Raw genomic sequence first — 24097 nt, 5'->3', positions numbered from 1 at the left:
ACAGTATCACTAACCCTTAACAATCAAGTCTACCTCTGAGGCTAACGATCCATAGGAAGGATTGCGTCTAGCCTGAGCCTTGAGTATGTCCCTTAGCTGAATGAGGAGACTTGAAATATCAGACATGACCTTCTTGGCTACGTCGTCTGGTAGCTGTTCCATGGATATTCTCTTCTCCGAAGAGGAGAGAAAGGGGAGATACTCATCCTGTGACGTGGTGATTATGGCTAACCCCCTTCTGTCTATAACGTATTCGTGTGTTCCCTTCTTTCCCAAGGTTATTGCAACGTCATCCGAAGGTGGTAACAATTTGCTAATTTCAATCAGGACCTTGATCAAATTCTCCTTTGTTCCACTCAATTTTAACTGATCAAGTGATAATTTCAAGTTTTCCAATCTTTCCATCATGCTCACCTAAGTCCTAGAGAGATCGTAATGGCCAATGGGAGGAGGAACAGGAACCCTGACCTTTAATCTTCCTTGTTTCAGCCATGGCGAAATCATATATGCTACACCATTCCTCTCCCAGCTTAATATTTTCCCCTCCGATCTAGGAACGCCTAAACTCTCCGCAATGTCCAGAGATGTCCTGAAAACAAACTTGGTGTTAGCTAACTGAACAATAATATCACTTAGATCGGAGGGATTGTGAGTGGAGAACATGAACCCTATTCTTCTCCTACGGCCTAACCTCATCATTACAGATATCTTTCCCGCAACCCTTCTCACGTAGTTGCTGTCCTCCTCCCCTCCTCTGTTTGACGGAAAGAACCTATGGGCCTCATCTATGATAATGAGCAGTTTACTGTTAATCTCGCCCTTTCTCATCTTGCTCTCCCTAAGCTGGAAGATTCTATCCAGGAAATAGTAGGTGAGTATTTTCTGGGCGAAATCGTCGAGCTCCTGATTGTAGAGGTCAATTGTCAACATCTTAGAGGTGGAAAGTAGGTCTCCCAAGGACGTCCTAGGAGAACGCAGATCAAAAAGTCCAGTTTCCCTGAGCAAGTAGAGCCCACGAAGTATATTTTCACGCGTGCTCTTGTGGACCTGCAGTTTCTCAAAGTTCTCCTCGTTCATGTTCTCAATGAACTCGTCCAGGCTCTCGACGTCCTTCAGTTGAGAGGTAATTATCTTCAGGAAATGGGATGCCTGCTCACTAAAGTATGGGTTTAACTTATGAACTATCCGTCTGTTTTCCCTGAACGACAGGTAGAAGGGGTGGACCTCGGCGCTGGATTTCCAGTAATCTGAGGCGAGTTCAATCCTCCTTCCGCTAATCTGAACATCAATCTTCATCCCCTTCCTCTCTATGTAATTGACTAGGGGTTTGATGTAGAGATCATAGTAGGTCTTGGTTATTTCTTCTTCCGTTCTCTCCTGAGTATACTTCCTTAGCCAACGACTAGTAATCGGAAAGAGAATATCTTCGTGTAGCCCGTTGACTGGACCGTTCAGCTTATTGAAGTCCTCTATCCCTCTCCTAACATGTTCTGAGGTTAAATCAGGTGGGAGGAATGAGTGGTAATAATCCCCTGTGGCATCAAAGATGATCACCTGTTCGTCTTCAACCGTAGTGACCAATGAGGTTATCACGTCCTTAATGAATGAGGTCTTCCCGGCCCCTGTGGTGCCTATGACCAGACTATGAAAGTTCAACTCCTCAGGAGGGATACTGACCCTTGCCTCGGAGTTGGAAATGTCGAGAAAGCCAAGTTTCAATTTCCCGCGATTGATCCCCATGGCCCTCTCGACCATCTCAGGATAGGGGATTATCACGGGTGACTGGGGTTCAGGTATTATGTCCGCGGGCACAGGTTCCCCTCTACCGAGAGGGTCAAGTCTAGTGAGCATCTCGCACTTAAGTATAACGTTTCCTATCAGGGTTCCTGGATCGTCGTCCTCAACCAGTTTTGGAGTGATGTCAGTTGAGTTGAACAGCGATGACGTGATATCACTTCTCTCATACCCAACAACTTGAAGCAGTATGAACTCTAGAGTTCTAATGTCCACTGCACCCAGAAGGATTCCCATCCTACCAAGGTATTCGTTAGAGTAATACGTTTCAGCATCAACTACTGCGTTTACGTAAAGGCTCTCCTGGTCTATCCTGTTTGGCATATACTTGGAAATCTTTCCTATCATCTTCCCTAGGCTTACTGCCAAGGCTCTGGCCCTACTGGTTCTCTCCTTCATGCCCTTGTAGAGTTCATCAATCAAGCTCCCAATCCCTCCAGTCTGCTGTAGAAACTCGACTGAATACCTTCCCTTGACAACTGCTGGAGTAACATGTTAAACACAGCATTAGATACCTCCTTGGCCACCTTATCAGCGAAAGCTAGCGGAAGGGGAATTCCATCAGAGGTAATTGGCGTAGATAAAATAATTCCAGGATCAAGGGAGTCAGTGAGGCTCTCAACCCTCAGCACGGAGAACCTCTCCAGGAAGGGGTGGAATGGAATTACTACGTAGTTGGAAAATATCTCAGTTCCCTCCTCTTTTCCGTGGAGTGGACCTACCACAAGAGGTTTAAAGGGAGACCTAAAGTTCTTTTTCACAAGGTGAATTAAGAAGGCTTCATCGTTGGAGAATGAGGCTGGATTCACTTTGTATTTCATGATCATGACTTCTCTGATTTTCCTTTCATTAAGTGATTCAATCAAGACAGTAGAGTGATTTACCCTTTTAACAATTCCAATAAAATTTTTCTGTAGGACTTCCTTTCTTCTCTGAAGGAGTTTATTGGCAACTCTCTTGTTAATGTAAAGGAACTTAGGTAAGAGAGGACCGTCCACCAGGACCAGGGGACTATCCTTCACCTTCTCCAGTGAAGAGGTCTCCAAGGAAAAACGGAGCTCCGTCTCTAACCTAGTTAAGTCCTGTTGAAACGGGTTTCCCTCCATCTGAACCCTGGATACTGCCGGATGAAGAAGAAAGTCCTCTATTCTCTCTGGCCCAGTAAAGGGAGTGGCGAGAGCGATGAAGGGCTCCTGTAGATCAAGACTCATGCTGGGGTCAAATGAGGGGAACATACCCTTAATTCCCCTTAAACTTGAGATTGCAGACACGGAGCTGACCGAAATTAATCCCTGGGAGAGAACAAAGCTCCTGCTACTCCCGTCCACCGCAACGATCTCTGTTGATACCTTGGGTATGCTGTCCACCACCCTTATTATGTCATCGGAAGAGGTAAGGTCAACATCCTGTGCTTGGTCTAGAATGGGGCTAAAGGGCGGGCTCTCCAAATGGAAGATTATGTATTTGGAGACAATGCTATTAAGTAGATCGGATAGCCCGCCTCTCGATGCCATATTACGATATTAACAATTATAGAAATATTTAAATATAATGTATTACTTATGCCTTAAGAAGTTGCCTAGCAGCAACGGTTAGCGGATCCCATACTTGGGAAATCGCTGGTAGGTAACCCATCTCCGCAAAGAACATTTCCTCCACGGTCAACTGCTTCATGAGGGCCACAGAAACAGAATCCAATCTGCCTAGTACTTCCTCCCCTCCCACAATTTGTCCACCCAAAATTCTCTTGCTATCCTCATCTGCCACGAGCTTCACGTAAATGTCCTTAGCACCTGGATAATACCTGGCCCTAGTTTTTGATTTTATGGTTGCAGAGATCGGCCTGAACCCTACTTCCTTGGCTTCAATCTCGTTTAATCCTACCTTTCCTATGAACATGTCCTGGAATTTAGTAATCATGTTTCCAACTGTACCTGGGAACTCCGTGACCTTGCCCCCTATGTTACTACCAGCCACAAACCCCATCTTGTTCGCGACAGGGGCAAAGGGCATCCAGACTTCCCTCCTTGATACCACGTGAGTGGTCTCTGCCACATCGCCAGCTGCATACACGCCCTTCACGGAAGTCTCCATGCGTGAATTGGTCTTTATTGCGCCAGTGGTGCCTAGCTGAAGCTTTTCCTTAAACATGGCCACGTTGGGCGTGACCCCTAGGGCAAGGACTACGCCGTCAACTTGGTACTTCCCCTTGTCCGTTTTAACGTAATTCTCTCCAATCTCCTCGGTGCTCTCGTTGAGGTGTAACTCGACCTTGCCCTGAACAAGTTTGGTGACCACGTCTCCGAGGTCTTGATCCAGCATTTTGTTGAGGATGTAAGGCCCCCTGTGGATTAGGACAACCTTCTTCCCCACAGCGCTCAACGCCTCAGCCATTTCCACCCCAAGTATCCCTCCACCTATCACGGCTATCTTGTTCATGGACCACAACCGCTCTCTGATCTCAACCGCGTGAGCTGGATGATGAACGTAATAAACCCTGTTTCCCTTAACGTTGGGTAGCGTCTTGGGCAGAGCTCCAAGAGACACGACTAGCCAGTCATATTCAAGCGCCTTTCCGTTATCCGTTCTTACTACCCTAGAGTCAAGATCAACTTCCTTGGCCACGGTGTTGGTTAACACCTCTATCTTCCTCTCCCTCTCAAAATATGAGGGAGTATAGGTCATGAAGAGGTTCTCGTCGTCGAACAAACCCTCCACGAAGTATGGTATCCCACAGGGTGCATGACTCACCATTTTCGTGGACTCAATAACCGTAATTCTCAGGTCAGGCCTAAGTCTCCTCGCCCTGGATGCGGCGCTCATCCCGGCCGCTCCCCCACCTAGTACCACAAGACTCTCAGGCATAATCTCTCTGATTACGCCAAGACTTTTATGCGTACATGACTAAAGATAAGCCATGAAATCCACAACCAGGATTGGGGAGATTTTAAGTAATTTAGAGAAGACAAGTTTCACCGGTCTCAGCGTGGCTGAGCAGGGCATAGTGAGCTTTACGAGAGCTCAATTGAAAAAGATAATAGAGTTGGCTGAGAAATTTGAAAAGGGGATCGAGGTCAAGAACTGGGATGAAGCCATAGTTAGCTTCCTGAGTTCCGTTCAGAGAGTAAACCTACTCTACGCTTACCTTATGCAACCCTCAGTCTTGAGCTCATTGCTCTCAGGTAAGATTTGGGACATGGTTGAGAGTGTCCTTGAGGGAATGTCAGAACTGATGGGCGAGTTCGTAGTTACCCTAAGGAAGAACCTTAAGGAAATGAACATGGACAATATCTCCGTCTCAATGAACTCGTCTCCTCCATCGTTCAACATTTCCCTTGTGATGAAAAATGCATAATGTTTTCCTAGACTGGGATAAACTTTTTCGAGAAGCTGAAAGGATAGAGGTTCCGGACCTCAAGTACGATAACGTGATTTACACAGGGATGGGGGCAAGTTACATCCCGGGTGAAATGGCAAGGATACTTGAACCTCCATTGGACTACCTCGTGTATAATGGGGATCCCACAAGATTCAAGGCTAGGGGAAAGTTCTCTTTGCTAGCCTTTAGCAGGTCCGGGGACAATGTGGAAACCTTGATCGTAACCAGAAGGGCCTTTGAGCTTGGGGCGGACGTCATATGCGTTTCGGCTGGAGGAAAGCTGGCAAACCTGTGCAGAGAGAAGGGCGGAAGACACGTTAACTTGTCCATGCAGGCCAGGATGAGCAACGGTCAAGATTACCCCACGAGAGTCTGGTTCCCCCTCCTTTTCACGGCCCTCGTTAAGATTCTGAACACGAGGAGTAGCGGGCAATACAGGATTTCGGAGCTGGCAGAGGGAGTGGAGGAAGGTAAGGAGAGGGCTCTTAACCTTGCTAAGAGGTTGGTGGCCAAGATTAGGGGAAGGATCCCGGTCTTTTACGGCTCCCTATACTTTCCCGTAGCAATAAGGTTCAAGCAGGATTTGAATGAGACTGCCAAATATCCAGCCTTCTACGGGCCCATTCCTGAATCGAATCACAATGACCTAGAGGCATACGTCAGGGCACAGAGCCTTCAGCCCTTTGTGATTGGGGATCAGGACATTGATTACGTAACGCTTTCCGTGATTAAGGCTGAACAGATAATTCCTGCAGGGAGCACACCGCTGAAGAACGTGGCCTACTTGGTTCTTCTCTCAGGTCTCACGTCCCTCCTGCTTGCAGAGGAAGAGGGATTAACGGAAGAAGAGGCCTTCAGCGACAGCAACCTTAAAATTGCAAGGAAACTGGCAAACTTAATCCTGAAGTGATTGGAGTTGCAAGTATTTAACACGCTGGGAAAGAGGCTCCAGAGCTTCGAGCCCCACGAGCCCAACACCGTGAAAATGTACGTGTGCGGTCCCACCGTCTACGACGAGGTTCACATTGGACATGGTAGGACCTTTGTGGCCTTCGATGCCATGAGCAGGTATCTAAGGGTAAAGGGTTACAACGTGGTAAGGGTCCAGAACATCACGGACATAGACGATAAAATAATCAATAAGGCAAGGGAACTGGGGAAGAGTTGGAACGAAGTTTCAGAGTACTACTCGAAGAGCTACCTGGAACACATCGGTGCCCTCAAGGTAAAGATAGACATGCATCCTAAGGTCACTACCCACATCAAGGAGATTATCGACTTCGTTCAAAGGTTAATTGACAGTGGGCATGCCTACGTTGCCAACGGGAGCGTCTATTTTGATGTGGACACTTACCCGGGTTATGGGGAGCTATCCAACGTGAAGAAGGAGGAGTGGGATCAGGGGGAGGAGATAGTTAAGGAAAAAAGACACCCCTACGACTTCGCGCTCTGGAAGGCGTATAAGCCTGGGGAACCATACTGGGAGTCTCCTTGGGGTAAGGGTAGACCTGGATGGCACATAGAGTGCTCCACCATGTCCACGAGGTATCTAGGAACAAAGATCGATATTCACGGTGGAGGAATGGACCTGGTGTTTCCCCATCACGAGAACGAGAGAGCCCAAACCGAATCCCTCACCGGATCAACTTGGGTAAAGTATTGGATGCATGTGGCCTTTCTCACAATAAGGAAGGAGAAGATGTCCAAGTCCAAGGGCAACATTGTCCCGCTTAAGGAGGCACTGAGCAAGTATGGGCCATCTACGCTGAGGTACTGGTTTCTATCATCCCAGTACAGGAACCCCATAGAGTATAGCGAAGAGATCCTAGAACAAAGCTCTAGGTCCCTCCAGAGGCTTAAGGATGCCATATCCGTGCTGAGGAAAATAATTCAGAAGGGACCAGCCCACTACGCGAAGGAGGAGGACGTAAAGGTCCAAGAGGAAATAGTAAGGGCTATCTCAAGGTTCGACGAACACATGGAGAACGATTTTGATACGTCTAACGCATTGACATCAATTCACGAAATAGCCTCAATAGTTTTCTCAAAGCTCCAATACAGCGAAGACGTGTTTGGGGCTTTAATAGCGCTGGACGGATTCAGGAAGTTCAATGAGGTCTTCGCAGTTATGGATGAGGAATTTTCGGCGGAGCTAGATAGGTTAACCAAGGTGATCGACGCAGTGATAGAAGTCAGGAATTACCTGAGAAAGAAACAGATGTACGATCTATCGGACCAGATCAGGGATATCCTCTCCAGGAGCGGAGTAAAAATACTGGACTCCAAGGAAGGCTCTACTTGGAGATTTCAGTGATCAGATAGGGCATCTTTTCCCCTTTCCAAAACCTCTCCAGCATCTCTAGCGTAGTGGAGCTTACGTCAAGTTTTCTTATCTCCTCAAGGGAGAAGAACCTAGCGTCGCCTGCGTCGGACGAGGCCTTCAGTTCCCCTCCCACAACCTCAGAGATGAAGTCCAGGATCACATAATGATAGCCCTCCCTAAACACCTCAACGACAGCCATCAAGACCCTTGGTTCCACCTGCAATCCCGTTTCCTCGATAGTTTCCCTAATTACTGCCTCCCTTATGGATTCTCCAAATTCTACCTTACCCCCTGGAACGGCCCACCTATCCTGGTTAGGGGGATGTAATCTCCTCACCAATAGCACCTTATCCCGGTTGAAAATTACTGATCCTACCGCAACTAAAGGTCTCTGCATGTTTTTAAGTGGGGATAAAAGTTATTAAAGCAACGCAGTGTTCTATACTGATGTCGCAATTGAGGCTCGTAATGGCGCTGTTGGTGGCTTTAGCTTTCACCTTAACTCTGACTCCACTGGTTAACGCTCTCCAGTTCTATCCCAATGGGAATCAGCCCATTCCGTATCAGGTACCAACAAAGCTTACGTACTCGCTCAAGGTCTATAACAGTACTAAGGTTGGCAATTCCACGACTGTCTCTCTAGTTGAGAGCGCTGTGATTAATTACCAAGTGACCTCGCTTAATGGTACATGGGTTAAGGTTAACGTAAATTCCAACTATACTCCTGTGAAGAACGTCACGTTTATACAGCCAGGAAGTTACGTTGTAAACTATGCCTTAGATCCGCTCAACCTTAGTTATCCTTATATTTACCCAGGATTCCTGTCTAACTCTACCTCTTATGCCATCGAGTCAAACGTTTCCACAGTGATTTTATCCTTTGTTACCTCGACCAGTAACAACGTAACAGGACAAACAGTTTATAGGTACTCTGAACTGTCCCCTGTTACCTCTTCGCTATTAGTATTACCCTCCGGTTTGGTTCAAACTATTAACAGGACCGTGTCCGGTCTCGATTTTGTTATGAATCTCACAGGCTATCAACTGTCTAACGCTCTACAACCAACCAATTTCACCAGTAGGCCAGGATATGTTTACGTTAACATGACATATTCGAATTTCTCAGCAACCTACCAACCCTCCGGGTACGTGGAATACGTTTATCCCGCTCTTCTTCCTGGAAACCTCCTTTTGATGGTTCAGTATAACATCAATGAATTGAACGCCTTCCCTCTTGGCGGTTATACGTCGGTGAATGGCCAACTGGTGAACTTCATTATTCAGGTGGGAACACCTACCACCCTGGTCACTAACTTCATCAGTAACGCGAACGGCACACTGACATGGAACTCGCTCAAACTGTCTTACGTGGGTAACGTAACCAAGACGGTTCAGGGTACCACGTTCAACTTGGAGGAGTATACATCTAAGGTAACTAGGGGAAACATTACCTTTGCCACTGCTACGATCTACGCGTTGAAGAACATGGTAGTTGAGGTAAACTATAATCAAACATTCCCATCTTTCTCCAGTTATAAGCTAGAGTTCATCAATGGCTCCTACATAAATCCCAGCCTTCACTTCCCCTACCTAACAGGATATCAGAACACAACTCTGCCCTATAAACCGGTTAACCCCTCTGAGTCCTTCACAATAGCCGTTGTGGTTACCCTAATTGTTATTGCAATTCTTGTAATTCTACATAGGAGATAGAGCTCGGGCATAAGTAATTAAAGTATAGCAGGGGAAAAATTTTTTAATAATCCTTCATGACTAATTATTAATGACTTCGGTAGAAGAAGTTTTAACTTCGAATTTATATACACAACAAACTAAAAAATTATATAAAATAGGGGAGATCCTGGGGCTCCATGAGGATCAGCTAACTGCTCTTTCCACCCCTGAAAGGGTGATTCAAGTAAAGATACAGATTAAGGGAAAAGACGGCACGATTAAGACCTTCACCGGTTGGAGATCTCAGCATAATAGTGCGCTGGGTCCTTACAAGGGAGGAGTTAGATTCCACCCCAACGTTACGCAGGACGAAGTTATAGCCCTATCAATGATAATGACTTGGAAGAATTCGCTTCTCCAGCTTCCCTACGGAGGAGGTAAGGCTGGAGTTAGGGTAGATCCTAAGTCCCTAAGTAAAGAGGAGTTGGAACAGTTATCTAGGAACTTCATTGATGCCATCTACAAGTATATCGGTAGCGATATAGACGTACCTGCGCCTGATGTAAACACGGACTCACAGATAATGTCGTGGTTCCTTGACGAATACACAAAGATTTCAGGTAAGATAGACCCAGCTACCTTCACGGGAAAACCCATAGATCTAGGAGGACTTGCAGTAAGGGAGTTCAGTACTGGTCTCGGAGTGGTCCATACTGCAAAGCTCGCCGCTGAGAAATTTCTGGGGGGATTAGAGGGTAGGAGGGTAATCATCCAAGGATTTGGTAATCTAGGAAGTTTCGCTGCGAAGTTCTTTGAGGAGAACGGAGCCATAGTCATAGGCGTGAGCGATTCAAAGGGTGGAGTAATAGATCCCAACGGGCTGAGTTACTCGAAGTTAGAAGAGGTGAAAAAGAGCACTGGCTCTGTAGTTAACTATCCGTCGGGAAAGAAAGTTACCAATGATGAGCTACTCATAACCGAAACTGACATACTTGTTCCCGCAGCACTTGAGAACGTGATCCATAAATACAATGCCCCTAAGATAAAGGCCAAGCTTATTGTTGAGGGGGCCAATGGACCATTAACAGCCGATGCAGACGCCATCCTTAAGGAGAGAGGAATTCCAGTGGTTCCCGATATTTTGGCGAACTCTGGGGGAGTTGTGGGGAGCTATGTGGAATGGGCCAACAACAGAATGGGTGAGATAATAAATGAGGAAGACGCCAAGAAACTAATACTCAGCAGGATGGAGAAGGCGTTTAGCGAGGTGTATATCAAGTACAACTCGCTGAGTGACCAAGACCTGAGGACTGCGGCTATGGTGGTAGCGGTAGAAAGAGTAGTAAGGGCGATGAAGGTTAGAGGGTTAATATAAACGGGAGAACGAATAGTAAAACCAGAATAATCGTTATCAATAGAGCTACAATTAACATCCATTTCTCAATTTTTTTGGAACTTCCAAAAATGATAGGAATAGGGCCGATGAATATTATTCCTCCGGCCTCCGTTTTTCTCCCCCCCTCTTTAGTTTCTTCTTCTCCCTGTCTCATAGCCCTAACTGCTGTTAAGATTACGTCTGCGAAAACTAGAATGAACCCAAGAAATATCAACAAAAGGGCTACAGATATTAGATCCATGAGTACTAGATAACCTGCGCGGTTTTAATTTTATTCACGAGGATTTCCATCTCCTTGGGGATCTCAATGGAATCTATTCTAGATATTATGTCACCTATAGACGATCTCATGGTACCGTAATCCAATCCTCTCCTCTTAAGAACGTTTATCAACCATCTGGCGTTGTCTTCCCGAGAGAGATCCCTCATTTCCTTTTCATCTGGGTAAATGCCTATTCTCTTGAGTGCCTCTAACATTCCACTCTTACTGTAAAATGACTCTACCTCCTTGGTAAGGGGAAGACAGGAGTCCTTTAACTCTATGTCTATTTTGTCACAAAGGCCCAGGAATAGCATGTCAAGTTTCAGCATGTTCCTTAACTTAAGCCAGGTCTGCAACTCCAGTTCGTTCCTCACCGTGTATATAACAATTCCGTTGTACTCTGGATTCACGTTCAGTTTCCTGAGCCAATTCAGGATTACGTTTGGCTCGGCCATTTCACTCGTTACTATAATAGTCTTGTTAAAGAGAAGATCACTGATATTTACGTTAAGAATGGAGAAGGCCGATTTTACATCCTCTGTGGGCTGGAAGTTGACAGCCTTAGACGCGGTCTGACCCCTTCTCAGAACTATGAAGCTATCCACATCGGAGGATACAATAAAGGGAGAGTGTGTTGTCATGAAAACCTGTAGAACATCGCTTTCAGTCCATGACTTCAGGAGCTTCGCCATCTTATACTGCATGATGGGATGCATGTTCACCTCTGGTTCCTCGATCAGGAGTATCTTGTTTCCGCTCAACCATATTACGAAAAGGATAAGAATTATTCTCTGAAATCCACTAGCAGCTAAGTCAATGTAGATTGGCAAATTATACACGTTTAGAACTAGCTTCTTTGAATCCCAGATCTCTATTCCCTTTACCTCTGGAATAGTATTACTCACCAGGTTCGCAAAGTCATACCAATACTTTCTCAAGCTGATGGGCGATCTGTTCAGTCCAATAATTCTGTTGAGTACGTCATCAAAGTAGTTCTGATCGAAAATGGGAACATACTCAACTTGACTTGAGGCGTAGTCCAACAGCTTTTTGGCCTGATCTATTTCGTCCTTGGATGGGACAGATCCATTTATTCTGATGAGGTCCAGGTCCCACTCAAGGTATCCATTAATGTACCTCAACTTGTTCACTAGGTCGATGTTCATGGGCATACTCTTTCCCACGACTTTCTCAACTTCCTTCTCACTAAACTGTAACCTGCCTCCTAAAAGAATGGGTTTGCTCGTATCATAACTGTTCCACATTAACAGATATTCCTGGTTCTTATCTTCTATTGACCTCTTCTCAATACCCGCTGACAGGTTCTTTATGTATAGGTAGATTGCCGTCAGCAGGTTAGTTTTGCCGTAACCGTTAAACCCCACAATCACATTGAAGCCTCCAACATCCCTTAATTCAACTGACTCCAAACTCCTGAAGTTATTAGCGTAGAACTCAGCTAGCCTCAACAGTATCACTAGAGAGTATTACTCCTTAGATTGATATAACCATTGGGCCCTTAATACTCGTTAATTCCTAATGAAGAGAAAAAAGGCTGTATTATCAGCCAAATGTCTTTAAAGGGTTGTCCTGATCAGTCCTCCATCCACGGGGATGAGGGTTCCAGTGACGTATGTGGATAGGGAAGAGCTCAAGAAGAGGATAACGTTAGCAACTTCCTCTGGAAGGCCTATCCTATTTAGCGGGACTTCCTTGACAATCTCAGATATAACCTGTTCCTCAGTCTTCCCCTCTCTTCTTGCCCTGTCCCGGGCTAATTGATTAACTCTCTCTGTGAGAGTCCAGCCTGGCATGACCCCATTCACGAGAATCCCCTTAAGACCTAGTTCTCTGGAGGCAGACTTAATGAGACCTGCAAGGGATAGCCTAACAACGTTGGAAAGGTCCAGGTTATCGATTGGTTGTTTTAGGGTCATAGAGGTCGAAAGAATTATCCTGCCACCGGGTTTCATGTACTTGGCAGATTCCCTCGTAACGACAACTGCACTCATTAATAGTAAATTGAATGCGTCCATCCAGTCCTTATCCGTGAGCTCAAGAAGGTTACCTGGCTTTGGGCTTCCAGTGACGTATACCGTTACGTCTAACCCATTCATGGTATCGTGGGCCATCTTCACAAGCTCCCTAGCCTCATCTGGTTTAGTCAAGTCTGCCTGGACCATGTAAACTTGACCCAAGTTTCTCAGTTTCTCGTAGGCAGATTTCAACGTTTCGAGGTTATGGGACGAAATGGTGACTACAGCCCCTTCCTCCAGAAACCTTTTTGCTGTGGCGAAACCTATCCCTTTGCTTGAGGCAGTTACAAGAACCCTTTTACCCCTTATTCCCAGATCCATCTAGATCCAGGAACCTATCAAGAGTTGTAGCTTTTGAACCTGTTGAAACGAGTTTGGAGAGCCTTTGAAAATCCTCCTCTAAATCTCGCTTGAGAGGAGGATTGTAAAGAGCGGCAGCAGGGTGATATGTCGGAAAAACGGTAACTGTACCATACCCCAGGTCCAGGTGAAAAGGTTTTCCGTGACAACGTGATATAGGAGTCAGAGGCAGTCCCGCTAACGTCTGGAAAAATCCTGTGGAATGCCTTCCGAGAGTCACAATCACCTTTGGTTTGATGAGCCTTATCTGTGTAAGAAGGTAAGGTGAACAAGCCTCGATTTCCTCCTTCTCTGGATCCCTGTTATTTGGCGGTCTGCATTTTACTATGTTGGTAATGTAAATCTCGGAGCGATCTCTCCTCAAGTACTTTCGGATTAACTCGGTCAATAATTGACCAGCTGAACCCACGAAAGGTCTTCCAGTTTCATCCTCTTTAGCTCCAGGCGCCTCTCCAACGAAAACTACGTCACTGGTTGGATTTCCTTCCCCCGGAACCGCATGGGTCCTAGTTCTAGATAGGGAGCATTTATGGCAAGCTATGACCTGGTTGCTAATGTCCTGCAACGAACTCATTTCTTTCCTTCATTACATTCCCAATTTTTATGTCCTTAGTCATGAAGGAAATCCCAGTCATAACTACAGCCAGAAGAGTTGCAATCAGATAAATAAGACTAAAGGCCTGGTCCGAAGGAATGATGACCGGGTAGTAGACCGTAGTTCCTCCTACCGGTATGATCTCCACGATACTGCTTTGATAAGTCCCCATAATAGCTCCGGCTACAGATGGACCTATGGTTCCTCCTACCAACCTGAAGACTGTATTAATTGAAGTGACTGTCCCCATGACCTGCCTCTCCACGGAAAAGGTGAGTAGGTTTACCAGGCTCACGTTCAGAAGCGTGGCACTTAACATTGCCAAAGTGGCGAAGGTAATCACAAGGTTAATTGACTGTGATCCCCCAGCGGACGTTAACACTGAAAGAACTAGATACACCGGAATTAGTGCAGTGGAACCAACTATCATCACTTTTCTTGGTCCGCTTCTAGATATTGCCTTTCCTGCGAGGGGGCCTCCCACTAACTGGATAAGAGCTGTGGGTAGTAGGGCAAGCCCCGTTGCCTGGATATCTAGCCCAAACCCAACTGGATTAGGCTCCTCAAACAAGTAAGTTAAGGTTTGGGACCCCATAAATATTGCAAATCCTGCAACCACTGCGGCCACGTTAGCGACAAGAACGTTTCTTCTCTTCAATAGCTTCACGGATATTAATGGAAATGGCGTAATAGTCTGAAGATAGATGAACGTGGCAAAAGTGATCATGGAGAGGAGAAGGGTGCCTATGGTAAGGGGTGATGACCAACCCCAGCTAGGAGCCTCGCTGAAACCTAGGATTAAGGAGGCCAACGAGATCGAGAGTACTCCTGCTCCAACGAAGTCGATCTTGGTATTCGGGTTCTTGAACTTAGACTCCCTTATCTGTGTGGAGGTCAGTATTGCCATCAGGGCCACGAATGGTATAACAGTGTGATATGTATACTGCCATCCAAAATTTTGTGAAATGTATGCACCTATGGGAAGGGCTATTGCAGATCCTGCCCCAAACATGGCGCTAACTATACCTTGAGCAGTAGGAACTAGTTTTGGAGGGAACTCTTCCCTTATTAGGCTGAACGCTAACGGAAACATGGCAAGACCTAGTCCCTGAATAGCCCTAGCAAATATCAGGAAGCCGAAACTCGGTGCAAATCCTGTCAAGGTAACACCCACAGCGTAAATCCAGATGATCATGGTAAGGACTCTTTTCTTCCCAAACATATCTCCCAGTTTCCCTGCTATGGGATTCATGACCGATCCTGTAAGGAGATACACTGTTAGAACCCAGCTAACTTGGGCAGCGTTGACCCCAAAGTCATCTTCGATTTTCACAAGGGAGGGAATCAACATTCCTTCTGTATACATCACAACTATGGCTAAGGGAGCCAGAATGCCCAAAGCCCTATATGCGTATTTCAGATCATAATCCTTGCCTTCACTGGACTTGTCCTTGGGAATTTCCATGGAGATTAGATATATCTAAAACAGGTTTTAAGCTTGAGTTAGCTTCAGTTTATCGACCCTCACGTCACTAATCTGATTATGTCGGCGTCATCATTGTACCCCGCCCGGCTGAGGACTCTCATCAACCGGCTTCACCGACTCAAGCCCTGATAAAGGGCGGGGCCTTCTTGCTCTTTTAATGATCCTGTATATATAAGCTATTAGGACCATTTGTCCAAAATCAACCTGAATCGCTGAGGCTCCATTATACTTTATCAAGAAGAGGAAGGGCAACACGGTTATCTGTGGGTGCCATACCAGCCAAAGCACGTAATAGTTGAAATAATTGAGGAAGACAAACGATAGGGCCGAGGAATCTATTATCAAGTTTTTGAAAAGACCCTTAGACCCCCAGAAGAGAATGCTCGACACTATGAAAATGAGAAGGTTAATGAATGCAATGAAGGAAATTCCTACCGGTACCCCAAGATTATAATATGCCCCATCGGACGCGTACACCTTAGGTTCATCAAGTGGTGCCACTCCCCCAAAGGGGAAGGTAATCAGAATAAGGGCAATAGCTCCGCCTATTGAATACAAGATATATGTCTTGGCGTTAATTTCCTTTCCAGGTTCTGACGTCATGGCACATCTCTAATGTGGATATAATGGGAGCATGAGTTATTTATCCTCTATCCACATTATACGAGAGATGTCGATCCCAAAGAAATTTTATCAGTTGCAGGATCTCATCCTGCTAAGGACGTCCCTGGAGAAGGTAAAATTGCACGTAGATGAGAGGAAGGATAAAACCGTTTATCAATGGGTTAACAAGGAGCTTACCGAGTTTCAGAGGAAATATGACAAGATAGGTTGCAAGGAGCAAGGTGATGAGATAATTAGGGGTATAAGGGAGGAAAGATGGGAATTAATTAAGATAAATGTGGATTCATGTTTGAAATTCCTTAAAGAAGAGATAGAAAAAATATATAGGGAAATGGCCGATTCCAACGTTAATGTATGAGCAAGTATAGCCCCTTGTAATTTTCTACCATGATGTATATCGCTACGGCGATAATGATCAAGGCGAAAGCTTTTCTCAGGGTGCCCCTAGGCAATCTAGAGGCAACCGATGCTCCCCCATACCCTCCTAGAATTCCCCCTACCAGATAGAGCACGCTAATTACAGGTAGAACGTATCCGTACATCGAATAGACTGTCGCTGAAGTGATTCCGAAGGTCCCAACAGCAATGAGGGAGGTCCCAACGGCCTTAATCATGCAAAGACCAGTACTGAATAGTAAACCAGGAACAATGAGGAAACCTCCTCCTATGCCGAAAAATCCTGAGGCAAATCCCACAAGAAGTCCCGTGGGTATAACCTTTACCAGCGAAAGTCTAGCTAACCCGCCCTCTGAGGCCGTCTTTACCCTATCTGCAGACCTCTGCCTCAACATTAACAGAGCGACACCAATCATAAGGATCCCGAAGAAAAATAGCAAGGATTTTCCAGGCGTTATGTGACTCACGTAACTTCCCAGAGTGGCTCCCGCAACGCCCGGAATAGTGAACGTTATACCCTCAAGAAGCTTTACGTTCCCTCTCCTGAAATGCATGTAACTATTTATGTACGCGTTCAGACCTACAGCCAGGGCTGTAGTGCCTAGTGCAATGTGGTCCACGAAGTTTGTGTACTGTGCTTCAAGTGCAGGAGAAGTGGAGTATTGGGGAGGAATACTAGCCAGACCAACGAAATATAGAAGAAGCGGAACAGCTAGAATGGATCCGCCTCCTCCTATTAGTCCTAAGCTGAACCCTACTAGAACTCCTGCTATGACCGCAAGGAAGTATTGTAAAGGAGAAAGTAGTACTTCAATCATAAACCTTATTCTAGTTAAAACTTTAAAAAGTTTCCTTTGATCAAAATGTAGACCACAATAATAATTGCAGTTATTGCCGCCACGCCGTAAAGGTACTTATCAAGAACCGAAATGATACTCTGCCATGTACTAGAGAAGTATATCCCAATATAGACTAGTATCGTATCCCATATCAAGTGACCTGCGAATGTGGCAAATATGAATAAAGGTAGTCTCATCTTGCTGAGTCCGGCAGGGAAGGAGATGAGTGCCCTAAAGGCTGGAATAAACCTGAAAAAGAACACAGACTGCGTACCGTACTTAGCAAACCATCTTGATAGTGCATCCAATTTTTCAGGAGTGAGTTTGAATAACTTGCCGTATCTATGGAGGAAGGGAACTCCTAGTTTAAGGGCGATATAATAATCAATTAACGATCCAACTAAGCTACCTACCGTGCCTACTATGATACCTAGATATGGGTCAAGTAATCCCTTTGTGGAATAGTAACCCACTAAGGGCATCACTATTTCGCTTGGGATTGGAAGTGACATTCCCTCCAAGATCATTAGGGCGAATATGTAAATGTAAGACGGTTGTACGCTTATCACGGGATTCCATTCCCATGAGGGCATTTATTAGGTTTTCCGAGATATTCATAGAGCTTCTCGATTATCTCGTCTGGAACTTTTAGTTCAAACTGTTTCGAGTAACTGCAGGCGGTCTCTGGATCAATCCCAACCCTGACTAGAAGAGACTCAATAACCCTGTGGGCCCTCAAGGCCTTAGTTAGGCTTCTCCTCCCCTCCTCAGTGATATAGATGTTGTTGTTCTCCTTCGAGATAAGACCCTTTTTCTCTAGATGTTTCAGTTCCTCAAAGGCACTTGCAGGGGAAACTTCGATTTGCTTTGCTATTATGGATAATTTACCAGGCTGGCCCTTATCATTCATTTCCCTTATTGCCGAAAGGTAAACAATCTCCCTTTCGCTTATGTCCATCACTCTTATAGTAGTAAAGTAAAGTAAAAAGTCTTTACACATGAATCCAGTAATAGTTTCGCTTCTCTACATCGGTATCATGCTGGTTGCAGCAAAGTTGATGGAAGCTGGGTTCTCTAGACTAGGATTAACTCCGTTTGTTGGTGCCATAGTGGCCGGGATAATCTTGGGAAGAGGAGTTCTAGGGATAATCCAACTGAACAGTATCATATCCTTTGTTACGTCTCTGGGAATAGTGTTCCTTCTCTTCCTCGCTGGTGCGGAGGAGTTCGGAGGGGAGATACAGTTTGATTACAAGGTCTTCATCTCCTCCATAGTTCTCCTAGTAATTCCCTTCATCGTGATCGCAGGTTACCTATTCATGGTTCACGTTACGTCACCACTGGTAATAGTCTTTCCCCTCATAATGACGAGCGTAGGCCCCCTAACCAGACTCCTAATGGACACTGGACTTGTAAAAACGGATGTTGGGCGTAAACTATTTTACCAAGGTACACTTGTTGAGATAATCTCAGTCATTCTCTTCGCAATAGTATCTAAGTCCAGTGAACCAGCTCAAATCGTCAGGCAGACCTTAGAAATAGTAATATTATTTCTGATAATTATCTTCATAGGCCCCAGGATAGCAAAGGCCTTGGAGGGAATAGAGGGATTTATAAAGGTAAGGGAAGTGGAGCTAGCTTTCCTCCTTTCCGTTATAATGGTCACAGGATATGTGGCCGAGATATTTGGGTTCAACTCAGCCATAGCTGCCCTCTTTCTGGGTTTTCTGCTAAGGAATTACCTTGAGGATAGGCCTGATTTAAGGGAGAAGATGCATGGTTTAACCTATGGTTTCTTTGAACCTTTGTTCTTCGTGAGCATAGGGCTCTACTTTGCACCCTTAAACGTCTACATCGCCTCCATAGGTCTCACTCTAGCCTTGTTGGTGTTCGTCTCAAAGTTCGTCTCAGGTTATATCTCTTCCTACCTCGTAAAGCAAGAGGGGGTAATTAATGGACTGGGCGTTACGACGAAGGGAGGCGTCGACTCATCTCTTCTGATCTCAGCTCTAGTCTCCGGGTATCTAGGCCAGACTCAGTACTCCTACTCCGCATTGGCAATAACCCTCATTGCTCTCGTCGTGCCACTCCTATTCAAGGCAAAGGTTAAGGGAGTTGGAAGGGAGATAGAGAACAGGCCAGGGTTCAACCAGAAACTTGGGCATCTACCTGGTATAACTCCCCTCTACGTAAATGCGGAAACCACATTGAGAGAGACAATTGACAGAATGACGGAGAGAGGAGCTAGAGCCATAATAGTCGTGGATGATGAGATGAGGCCTATGGGACACATCACTGTACAGCAGTTATTGGAGATAGATCCATCTATGTACTCTGTGCTGAGGGCGGGAGATCTGGAGCTGAACGAAACAGTGATAATGGATGAGTCGCAAAAAGTCATTGATGCACTAAGGAAATTTAGATCCACAGAGTCCGCGGTGATAGCTGTAGTTAACAGGGAAGGCAAACTCGTTCAGACAATCTACGAGAGGGAACTTCTAAGAATTCTTAACTCCATTTGAACTATTTCACGCTTCTCCTCAGCCGGGAATAATCCTTTCATCCCTCAACCTACACCGATTTCATCATTTAGAGTCCGAACTCCTTCAACGTTGCGTATATTACCCCCTCACGATTTATGTCTTCCTGGAGTGGTTCCCTAACTCTTCCCACGTATATACCCCTATACCTAAGGGCAATCTTAACTCCTGCAGGGTAGTCTTCTCCAGAAACTACAGATGCCAACTTTATGACCTTATACTGGTCCTCCATGGCCTTCAAGATATCACCCTTTTCGAAGGAATCAAAAATGTTCTTCACAAATTCTGGAGCGAAGTTGGCTACTGCTGTTACTACCCCGTCACCACCATACATCAGAGATGGGAGGATGAGGTGTTCGGTACCCATGAGTATCTCAAATTCCTTATGGTCCTGTTTTAATCTTGTATACTCGTGAAATGACACTAAGTCGTTGGTGGTGTATTTCATTCCCTGTATAATGCCCTCCTCTGCCATTTTCCCAGTGAGGTTGAGGTCTATATTATATCCAACATAACTGGGTATATTATAAACGTAGACTGGAATACCTATCTTGGAAATGGATTCAAAGAACTTGAAAAGTCCAAGTTCTGATGGCTTGTGATAGATGGGTGGAAGCGAGAATATCTTTGAGGCACCCATATCGACGATCTCCTTAGCCAGCTTCACTGCGTTGTCAGTGGACTCCTCGTTTATTCCAATGATAGCCTTGTTCCCTAGGGTCTCTATTGACGCCTTAGCCACAGCTAGCTTCTCGGAATAAGTGAGCATCTTACATTCTCCAGTGGTACCCATCACCCAGAAACCCGTTGCGCCTCTGCTCAGGTCAAAATTGTAAAGGGTCCTTAACCCCTCTAGGTCCAGGTTCCCTTTCTCATCGAAGGGTGTAACGTTAGCAACAATAATCTGTTTCATGTAAACACCTAGAATGTGGTGCATAATAAGTTCAAGCTGATACAGCATTCCAGGATCGGCTCTCTGCCGGTGAGATATCTCTACTCTAAATCTCGTTAAGACTGAGTTAATACAGAATTTGTTGTCTCTAGTCTATTAGAGATTGAAGAATCTTTGTGGGCTTACTTTTGGCACTTAAAATTGGCTCGCATACCTTTCTCTAATCACACAGAGAAAATTTATTCAACAACCACTTCTACATATTCTGTGTGACAATTATTCCAAACTGGGATCCAAAGTTCTCCAGGAGGCACATTGTTTAGCTGTAATGTTACAGTTATTGAGACGTTATTTTGTGTAAAATCCTCTTGGAATTCCACAACCCTGTAAAACTTGTTGTCGCCAACCATATGGACAAAGCCGTTACCAGTAAGCATGACCGTGAATGTGATTGTCCCGTTAGGCGAAGAAGTCATGTTGATTGGATAAACGTGGATAGTGTTGGGGCATACGAAAAACGAATAATTATCCACAGTGTATGTCACCGTGTTCTCAATAGATGAAGTAAAGTTGAGGTTCATATATGAACTATTTTCAGAAGACGCCATGGAGGGCGAGAAGATCACCTGATGCTGGCTTCCCCCAAAGTATATCCCTGTCTCCATGTCATCTCTGAAACTCCTATCGTGAAAGGGATAGAATGGTAGGCTGGCTATCATTATGGAAAGATATGCCAGAGCCACCGCCATTATGATGCCAGCCAGCATCAGAAGTCCTGTTCTCACAAATCATTGATTCCTTGCTAGGATTATATACTTAATCCAAATCTAGCCCTCTTTATGATGTAAGGCATTTATTCCCTTGAGAGTAACGGTTCATTTATGAGGCTCCTGATCAATGGAGGCTTACCACACGACTCAGGGAAGACTAGGTTTGGGCTAACTCTCATCTCCCTCCTCAGGGAGGTTGGAATAAACCTTTTTCCCATGAAACCTGTGGCAGGACATAACGGCTGGTATAGCTACTCAACGTTGACGCGAAGCATGGAACTTGGTGTACTCGTGGGCAATGACGCCCTAAATTACTACGAAAGTACGAGGGAGAGTATTGAGGAAATTAATCCGTTCGCAGTTTTGTTTTTCCCTGTGGATCCTGAAAGCATCGAGCGGAACTTCCCCTATTACCTCTCTTTAATGGACAGGGGTTATCCCGTCATGATGAGAATGACCGTTGAACAAAAGAGCATGTACCTTCGAGCCCCCTCTCGCTTGATTTCATCCTCCATGAGGGATGTACTCGAGAGGCTGATTTCAAGGTTTGATCCAGTTCCAGTGGAGGAACGTGAGGTGTGGAGACTCATAGAAAATTCGGGGGAGATCGTGCATAACAACGTTATCAGTGCATTGAATCGTCACAAGAATGTTCTTATCGAGTCATACAATAATGCCTCCTGTCCCACATATTATCCACCAGGGGTAGACTACGTTATCACCATTGTCCCTGGAAGAGCCTATGTCTTCGACGGACGGGAGTACTCTAAGTTCCTCAGTCTATCCTCTCTTCCGCCTTGGTTGATTAAGACAGAGGAGGCATTCAAATTCCTCAAACCAGAGACCTATACCCTGGAATTAGCGACATCTAGAAGTCCTGCACTCATAGATTTCTTGATAAAAAAGGAAATTATTTAGTCTTGGCGATCTTACCTAGTTCCTTTATAATACCAAAGAGAAGCCCTAAACCGTTTTGCACTTCTGGATCCTTCATCATTCTGTAAATGTCTATAACGGATTTGACGGGCTTGTGCTCCTGTTTCAGCGCATTGCCCACGGCGTTTACCAGATCTAAGGTACTATTCCAGTTCTCGATTAGCTGGAGGGTTTTATCATTAACGAGAGATCCTAAAACTTTACCTAGCGTCTCAGGATCATTGAGCATGCCAATTATCGGATCCATTAATCCTGAGTTCCTGAGAGAGGATAGTAACTTGAATACATACTGAAGATCATCAGCAACGTCCTTGTCCATGAAGACTTTCATTAGTGAACCTAGGTTATTGAGTTGGGTCACCATTGAGAGGGTGTTATCATTGATTATCGATCCCATAATTTTTCCAATTAGTTCCTCGTCCTGCAGAGCACCGTTTACTAGGTCGAGTATTCCCATTCTGTCTAGGGTTCCCAGCAGGTCAAGAACTCTGTTTATGGTCATTAGGTTATCTGGGCTCATTAGTTTGTCAATAGTCTGAACCTCGAGTGTCTCCACTAACCTCACCAGCTTCCCAAGAATTTCTCTAGGACCATATCACCCTTGGTCCACATGAAGTACTTGGTGAATAGTTCCTTCTTTAAGTGATTCACTGCAGCAGGTTGAGCTACCGAGACCTGACCTCCATACCAGGTATCGTCCTTCACTGAGACGGCATATCCCTCAAGTGGATTGTCGGCTACGCATACGATGGTGGGATAGTAGGATTCCACCTTCGTGTTAACTCCCAATCTCTTCGCCAGATGTTGAGCCGCGATCCTGCCAGTCTGAACTGCCAAGTACCCCAGCTTAGGCACAGTTAGGGCGTTAGAATCGCCAACTGCATATATGTTGTCATACTTGATGGATTGCATGTTCAGGTCAGTGGGGATGAATCCTCCATCGTCCACTAGGTCCTTTGTGGAAGCCTTAAGTGCCGGGTTACCCGTGTAAGGCGGGAGTAATATGCTCAGATCCGATTCAAGCTTGTTACCTTTTTCATCCACTATTTCCTTCTCTCTCAATTCCTTTAGTCTGAAGTTGTGTACTAGCTCTATTCCCAATCCTTTATAGATCTCAGCAACGGCCTTCCTGGATGCGGGAGAAAGATCTGACAGATATTCGCCGGGAGAGTAGACCGTTATTTTCACCTTATCCCACATACCCTTCCTTGTGAAGTACCCGTGTAGCATCAGCGACATCTCGAAGACAGGCCCTTCACAGGCCGAGTCTGCTTGAGGTACAAAGTTCTCTGGAACCTTGGGTTTAGGATTCTTTCCTTGGTAGAAGGGACCCGATCCGATGGTAATATGTCCGCCCTTGAAGTCCTTCAGTCTATCCCTAAGTTTGACCGCAAACTCCGGTTCGCAAACGCTGTAACCGAACTGATCCCATCCCTTTATGAGTTCAGTCCCGAGGTGTGCGCCTATCCCCACCATTAGGTAATCATATTCCTCTTCTCCCATTCCTCCATCTGGTTTCTTGTAGTAAACTATCCTAGACTCGGCATCTATCTTCTCTACCTTCCCTTGGGCAAAGGATATTCCCCTCTCTGGCATGGCGCTGGCCAAATCTATCCTGAGCTCCTCTACGTCTCTCACGCCTATGGCCACGTGTGGGAGAGCAGGCCTAAAGTACGTGAACCTGTCCTGGTTCATCAGCTTAACCTCAGCCTTGCTCCCCAACAGTCTCTTTGCGTTATAGGCGGCAGTAAGTCCGCCGAATCTTCCACCTAAAACTAAGACCTTTGTCATTTTA

Annotated in this window: 26 protein-coding genes; 8 read left to right on the top strand and 18 right to left on the bottom strand. The window is 45.5% G+C overall.

Annotated elements, in window-relative coordinates; genetic code table 11:
- Positions 1-9: 9 nt before the first annotated feature.
- The 4 genes from MSED_RS10665 to MSED_RS10650 are packed head-to-tail and all read right to left on the bottom strand — an operon-like array spanning position 10 to position 4659.
- Positions 10-405, bottom strand: coding sequence for a hypothetical protein (locus MSED_RS10665; RefSeq protein ID WP_012022010.1), 396 nt, complete (start codon positions 403-405; stop codon positions 10-12).
- Between the two features lie 9 nt (positions 406-414).
- Positions 415-2193 (bottom strand): ATP-binding protein, encoded by a 1779-nt coding sequence (locus MSED_RS10660; RefSeq protein WP_048060370.1) that lies wholly within the window; start codon positions 2191-2193, stop codon positions 415-417.
- Between the two features lie 20 nt (positions 2194-2213).
- Positions 2214-3308 carry a DNA double-strand break repair nuclease NurA gene (locus tag MSED_RS10655; protein ID WP_012022008.1) on the bottom strand — a complete coding sequence of 365 codons (1095 nt, stop codon included), beginning with the start codon at positions 3306-3308 and terminating at the stop codon, positions 2214-2216.
- Between the two features lie 46 nt (positions 3309-3354).
- The gene (locus MSED_RS10650; protein ID WP_012022007.1) at positions 3355-4659 is read right to left on the bottom strand and encodes an FAD-dependent oxidoreductase; all 1305 of its coding nucleotides are present in this window, start codon (positions 4657-4659) and stop codon (positions 3355-3357) included.
- Positions 4660-4711: 52 nt separating this feature from the next.
- Here MSED_RS10650 and MSED_RS10645 point away from each other — a divergent pair, with 52 nt between their 5' ends.
- The 3 genes from MSED_RS10645 to cysS are packed head-to-tail and all read left to right on the top strand — an operon-like array spanning position 4712 to position 7487.
- Entirely contained in the window at positions 4712-5149 is a 438-nt protein-coding gene (locus MSED_RS10645; RefSeq protein WP_012022006.1) for a hypothetical protein, read from the top strand.
- Positions 5142-6083, top strand: a complete 942-nt coding sequence (locus tag MSED_RS10640) for a bifunctional phosphoglucose/phosphomannose isomerase (RefSeq protein ID WP_012022005.1) — start codon at positions 5142-5144, stop codon at positions 6081-6083. Before MSED_RS10645 ends, MSED_RS10640 begins: the two co-directional genes overlap by 8 nt.
- Positions 6084-6089: 6 nt before the next feature.
- Positions 6090-7487: a cysteine--tRNA ligase gene (gene cysS, locus MSED_RS10635; protein ID WP_012022004.1), complete on the top strand. Its 1398-nt coding sequence runs from the start codon at positions 6090-6092 to the stop codon at positions 7485-7487.
- On the opposite strand, the gene MSED_RS10630 is transcribed toward cysS, so the two are convergent.
- Positions 7468-7893, bottom strand: coding sequence for an NUDIX hydrolase (locus tag MSED_RS10630; protein ID WP_012022003.1), 426 nt, complete (start codon positions 7891-7893; stop codon positions 7468-7470). The genes cysS and MSED_RS10630 overlap by 20 nt on opposite strands.
- 50 nt (positions 7894-7943) lie before the next feature.
- On the opposite strand from MSED_RS10630, the gene MSED_RS10625 reads away from it, so the two are divergent.
- Both MSED_RS10625 and MSED_RS10620 read left to right on the top strand, forming a co-directional pair.
- A complete protein-coding gene (locus MSED_RS10625; RefSeq protein ID WP_144418793.1) occupies positions 7944-9209 on the top strand; it encodes a hypothetical protein in 1266 nt (421 codons plus the stop codon).
- A 70-nt stretch (positions 9210-9279) separates the two neighbouring features.
- Complete coding sequence (locus tag MSED_RS10620) at positions 9280-10545, top strand: Glu/Leu/Phe/Val family dehydrogenase (protein ID WP_012022001.1); 1266 nt, start codon at positions 9280-9282, stop codon at positions 10543-10545.
- On the opposite strand, the gene MSED_RS10615 is transcribed toward MSED_RS10620, so the two are convergent.
- The 6 genes from MSED_RS10615 to MSED_RS10590 all read right to left on the bottom strand — a co-directional run bounded on the left by MSED_RS10615 (position 10529) and on the right by MSED_RS10590 (position 15908).
- Positions 10529-10807 carry a TIGR00304 family membrane protein gene (locus MSED_RS10615; protein WP_048060175.1) on the bottom strand — a complete coding sequence of 93 codons (279 nt, stop codon included), beginning with the start codon at positions 10805-10807 and terminating at the stop codon, positions 10529-10531. The two genes, MSED_RS10620 and MSED_RS10615, sit on opposite strands and share 17 nt — an antisense overlap.
- A 5-nt stretch (positions 10808-10812) precedes the next feature.
- Positions 10813-12297, bottom strand: a complete 1485-nt coding sequence (locus tag MSED_RS10610) for an ATP-dependent nuclease (protein WP_048060368.1) — start codon at positions 12295-12297, stop codon at positions 10813-10815.
- Positions 12298-12405: 108 nt separating this feature from the next.
- Positions 12406-13185, bottom strand: coding sequence for an SDR family oxidoreductase (locus MSED_RS10605; protein ID WP_012021999.1), 780 nt, complete (start codon positions 13183-13185; stop codon positions 12406-12408).
- On the bottom strand, positions 13163-13798 hold the full coding sequence (gene udg, locus MSED_RS10600; protein WP_012021998.1) for a type-4 uracil-DNA glycosylase: 636 nt from the start codon (positions 13796-13798) through the stop codon (positions 13163-13165). The genes MSED_RS10605 and udg overlap by 23 nt, the downstream gene beginning before the upstream one ends.
- Positions 13776-15284: an MFS transporter gene (locus MSED_RS10595; RefSeq protein WP_012021997.1), complete on the bottom strand. Its 1509-nt coding sequence runs from the start codon at positions 15282-15284 to the stop codon at positions 13776-13778. The genes udg and MSED_RS10595 overlap by 23 nt, the downstream gene beginning before the upstream one ends.
- Positions 15285-15374: 90 nt before the next feature.
- A complete protein-coding gene (locus tag MSED_RS10590; RefSeq protein ID WP_012021996.1) occupies positions 15375-15908 on the bottom strand; it encodes a hypothetical protein in 534 nt (177 codons plus the stop codon).
- A 67-nt stretch (positions 15909-15975) separates the two neighbouring features.
- Between MSED_RS10590 and MSED_RS10585 the strand changes: the two genes are divergently transcribed.
- Positions 15976-16287, top strand: coding sequence for a hypothetical protein (locus tag MSED_RS10585; RefSeq protein WP_048060174.1), 312 nt, complete (start codon positions 15976-15978; stop codon positions 16285-16287).
- Here the strand turns inward: MSED_RS10585 and MSED_RS10580 are convergent.
- Genes MSED_RS10580 through MSED_RS10570 form a run of 3 tightly spaced genes read right to left on the bottom strand, consistent with a single transcriptional unit; the run spans position 16277 to position 18122 of the window.
- Positions 16277-17143: a sulfite exporter TauE/SafE family protein gene (locus tag MSED_RS10580; RefSeq protein ID WP_012021994.1), complete on the bottom strand. Its 867-nt coding sequence runs from the start codon at positions 17141-17143 to the stop codon at positions 16277-16279. The two genes, MSED_RS10585 and MSED_RS10580, sit on opposite strands and share 11 nt — an antisense overlap.
- A 14-nt stretch (positions 17144-17157) precedes the next feature.
- The gene (locus MSED_RS10575) at positions 17158-17757 is read right to left on the bottom strand and encodes a DedA family protein (RefSeq protein ID WP_012021993.1); all 600 of its coding nucleotides are present in this window, start codon (positions 17755-17757) and stop codon (positions 17158-17160) included.
- Positions 17730-18122, bottom strand: a complete 393-nt coding sequence (locus MSED_RS10570) for a metal-dependent transcriptional regulator (RefSeq protein WP_012021992.1) — start codon at positions 18120-18122, stop codon at positions 17730-17732. The genes MSED_RS10575 and MSED_RS10570 overlap by 28 nt, the downstream gene beginning before the upstream one ends.
- A gap of 40 nt (positions 18123-18162) precedes the next feature.
- On the opposite strand from MSED_RS10570, the gene MSED_RS10565 reads away from it, so the two are divergent.
- Positions 18163-19686 carry a cation:proton antiporter domain-containing protein gene (locus MSED_RS10565; RefSeq protein WP_012021991.1) on the top strand — a complete coding sequence of 508 codons (1524 nt, stop codon included), beginning with the start codon at positions 18163-18165 and terminating at the stop codon, positions 19684-19686.
- A gap of 67 nt (positions 19687-19753) precedes the next feature.
- Here MSED_RS10565 and MSED_RS10560 read toward each other — a convergent pair whose 3' ends face one another.
- Together MSED_RS10560 and MSED_RS10555 are read right to left on the bottom strand one after the other, a co-directional pair.
- Complete coding sequence (locus MSED_RS10560) at positions 19754-20617, bottom strand: dihydrodipicolinate synthase family protein (protein WP_048060173.1); 864 nt, start codon at positions 20615-20617, stop codon at positions 19754-19756.
- A 218-nt stretch (positions 20618-20835) separates the two neighbouring features.
- Complete coding sequence (locus MSED_RS10555; RefSeq protein WP_048060172.1) at positions 20836-21381, bottom strand: hypothetical protein; 546 nt, start codon at positions 21379-21381, stop codon at positions 20836-20838.
- Between the two features lie 96 nt (positions 21382-21477).
- On the opposite strand from MSED_RS10555, the gene MSED_RS10550 reads away from it, so the two are divergent.
- On the top strand, positions 21478-22284 hold the full coding sequence (locus tag MSED_RS10550; protein WP_012021988.1) for an ATPase: 807 nt from the start codon (positions 21478-21480) through the stop codon (positions 22282-22284).
- On the opposite strand, the gene MSED_RS10545 is transcribed toward MSED_RS10550, so the two are convergent.
- Positions 22277-22858, bottom strand: coding sequence for a DUF1641 domain-containing protein (locus tag MSED_RS10545; RefSeq protein ID WP_144418792.1), 582 nt, complete (start codon positions 22856-22858; stop codon positions 22277-22279). The two genes, MSED_RS10550 and MSED_RS10545, sit on opposite strands and share 8 nt — an antisense overlap.
- 5 nt (positions 22859-22863) lie before the next feature.
- Positions 22864-24093, bottom strand: a complete 1230-nt coding sequence (locus MSED_RS10540) for an NAD(P)/FAD-dependent oxidoreductase (RefSeq protein WP_012021986.1) — start codon at positions 24091-24093, stop codon at positions 22864-22866.
- Positions 24094-24097 lie beyond the last annotated feature (4 nt).

This window comes from Metallosphaera sedula DSM 5348 (assembly GCF_000016605.1).
Classification (GTDB): Archaea; Thermoproteota; Thermoprotei_A; order Sulfolobales; family Sulfolobaceae; genus Metallosphaera; species Metallosphaera sedula.
The sequence above is the reverse complement of the archived record's forward strand: the minus strand, read 5'-3'. Positions and strand labels throughout refer to the sequence as shown.

Coding starts and splice junctions, on each gene's coding strand:
- MSED_RS10665 (WP_012022010.1), bottom strand. CDS start 405: ATGGAAAGATTGGAAAACTTGAAATTATCACTTGATCAGTTAAAATTG.
- MSED_RS10660 (WP_048060370.1), bottom strand. CDS start 2,193: ATGAAGGAGAGAACCAGTAGGGCCAGAGCCTTGGCAGTAAGCCTAGGG.
- MSED_RS10655 (WP_012022008.1), bottom strand. CDS start 3,308: ATGGCATCGAGAGGCGGGCTATCCGATCTACTTAATAGCATTGTCTCC.
- MSED_RS10650 (WP_012022007.1), bottom strand. CDS start 4,659: ATGCCTGAGAGTCTTGTGGTACTAGGTGGGGGAGCGGCCGGGATGAGC.
- MSED_RS10645 (WP_012022006.1), top strand. CDS start 4,712: ATGAAATCCACAACCAGGATTGGGGAGATTTTAAGTAATTTAGAGAAG.
- MSED_RS10640 (WP_012022005.1), top strand. CDS start 5,142: ATGCATAATGTTTTCCTAGACTGGGATAAACTTTTTCGAGAAGCTGAA.
- MSED_RS10630 (WP_012022003.1), bottom strand. CDS start 7,893: ATGCAGAGACCTTTAGTTGCGGTAGGATCAGTAATTTTCAACCGGGAT.
- MSED_RS10625 (WP_144418793.1), top strand. CDS start 7,944: ATGTCGCAATTGAGGCTCGTAATGGCGCTGTTGGTGGCTTTAGCTTTC.
- MSED_RS10620 (WP_012022001.1), top strand. CDS start 9,280: ATGACTTCGGTAGAAGAAGTTTTAACTTCGAATTTATATACACAACAA.
- MSED_RS10615 (WP_048060175.1), bottom strand. CDS start 10,807: ATGGATCTAATATCTGTAGCCCTTTTGTTGATATTTCTTGGGTTCATT.
- MSED_RS10605 (WP_012021999.1), bottom strand. CDS start 13,185: ATGGATCTGGGAATAAGGGGTAAAAGGGTTCTTGTAACTGCCTCAAGC.
- udg (WP_012021998.1), bottom strand. CDS start 13,798: ATGAGTTCGTTGCAGGACATTAGCAACCAGGTCATAGCTTGCCATAAA.
- MSED_RS10595 (WP_012021997.1), bottom strand. CDS start 15,284: ATGGAAATTCCCAAGGACAAGTCCAGTGAAGGCAAGGATTATGATCTG.
- MSED_RS10590 (WP_012021996.1), bottom strand. CDS start 15,908: ATGACGTCAGAACCTGGAAAGGAAATTAACGCCAAGACATATATCTTG.
- MSED_RS10585 (WP_048060174.1), top strand. CDS start 15,976: ATGTCGATCCCAAAGAAATTTTATCAGTTGCAGGATCTCATCCTGCTA.
- MSED_RS10580 (WP_012021994.1), bottom strand. CDS start 17,143: ATGATTGAAGTACTACTTTCTCCTTTACAATACTTCCTTGCGGTCATA.
- MSED_RS10575 (WP_012021993.1), bottom strand. CDS start 17,757: ATGCCCTCATGGGAATGGAATCCCGTGATAAGCGTACAACCGTCTTAC.
- MSED_RS10570 (WP_012021992.1), bottom strand. CDS start 18,122: ATGGACATAAGCGAAAGGGAGATTGTTTACCTTTCGGCAATAAGGGAA.
- MSED_RS10565 (WP_012021991.1), top strand. CDS start 18,163: ATGAATCCAGTAATAGTTTCGCTTCTCTACATCGGTATCATGCTGGTT.
- MSED_RS10560 (WP_048060173.1), bottom strand. CDS start 20,617: ATGAAACAGATTATTGTTGCTAACGTTACACCCTTCGATGAGAAAGGG.
- MSED_RS10550 (WP_012021988.1), top strand. CDS start 21,478: ATGAGGCTCCTGATCAATGGAGGCTTACCACACGACTCAGGGAAGACT.
- MSED_RS10540 (WP_012021986.1), bottom strand. CDS start 24,093: ATGACAAAGGTCTTAGTTTTAGGTGGAAGATTCGGCGGACTTACTGCC.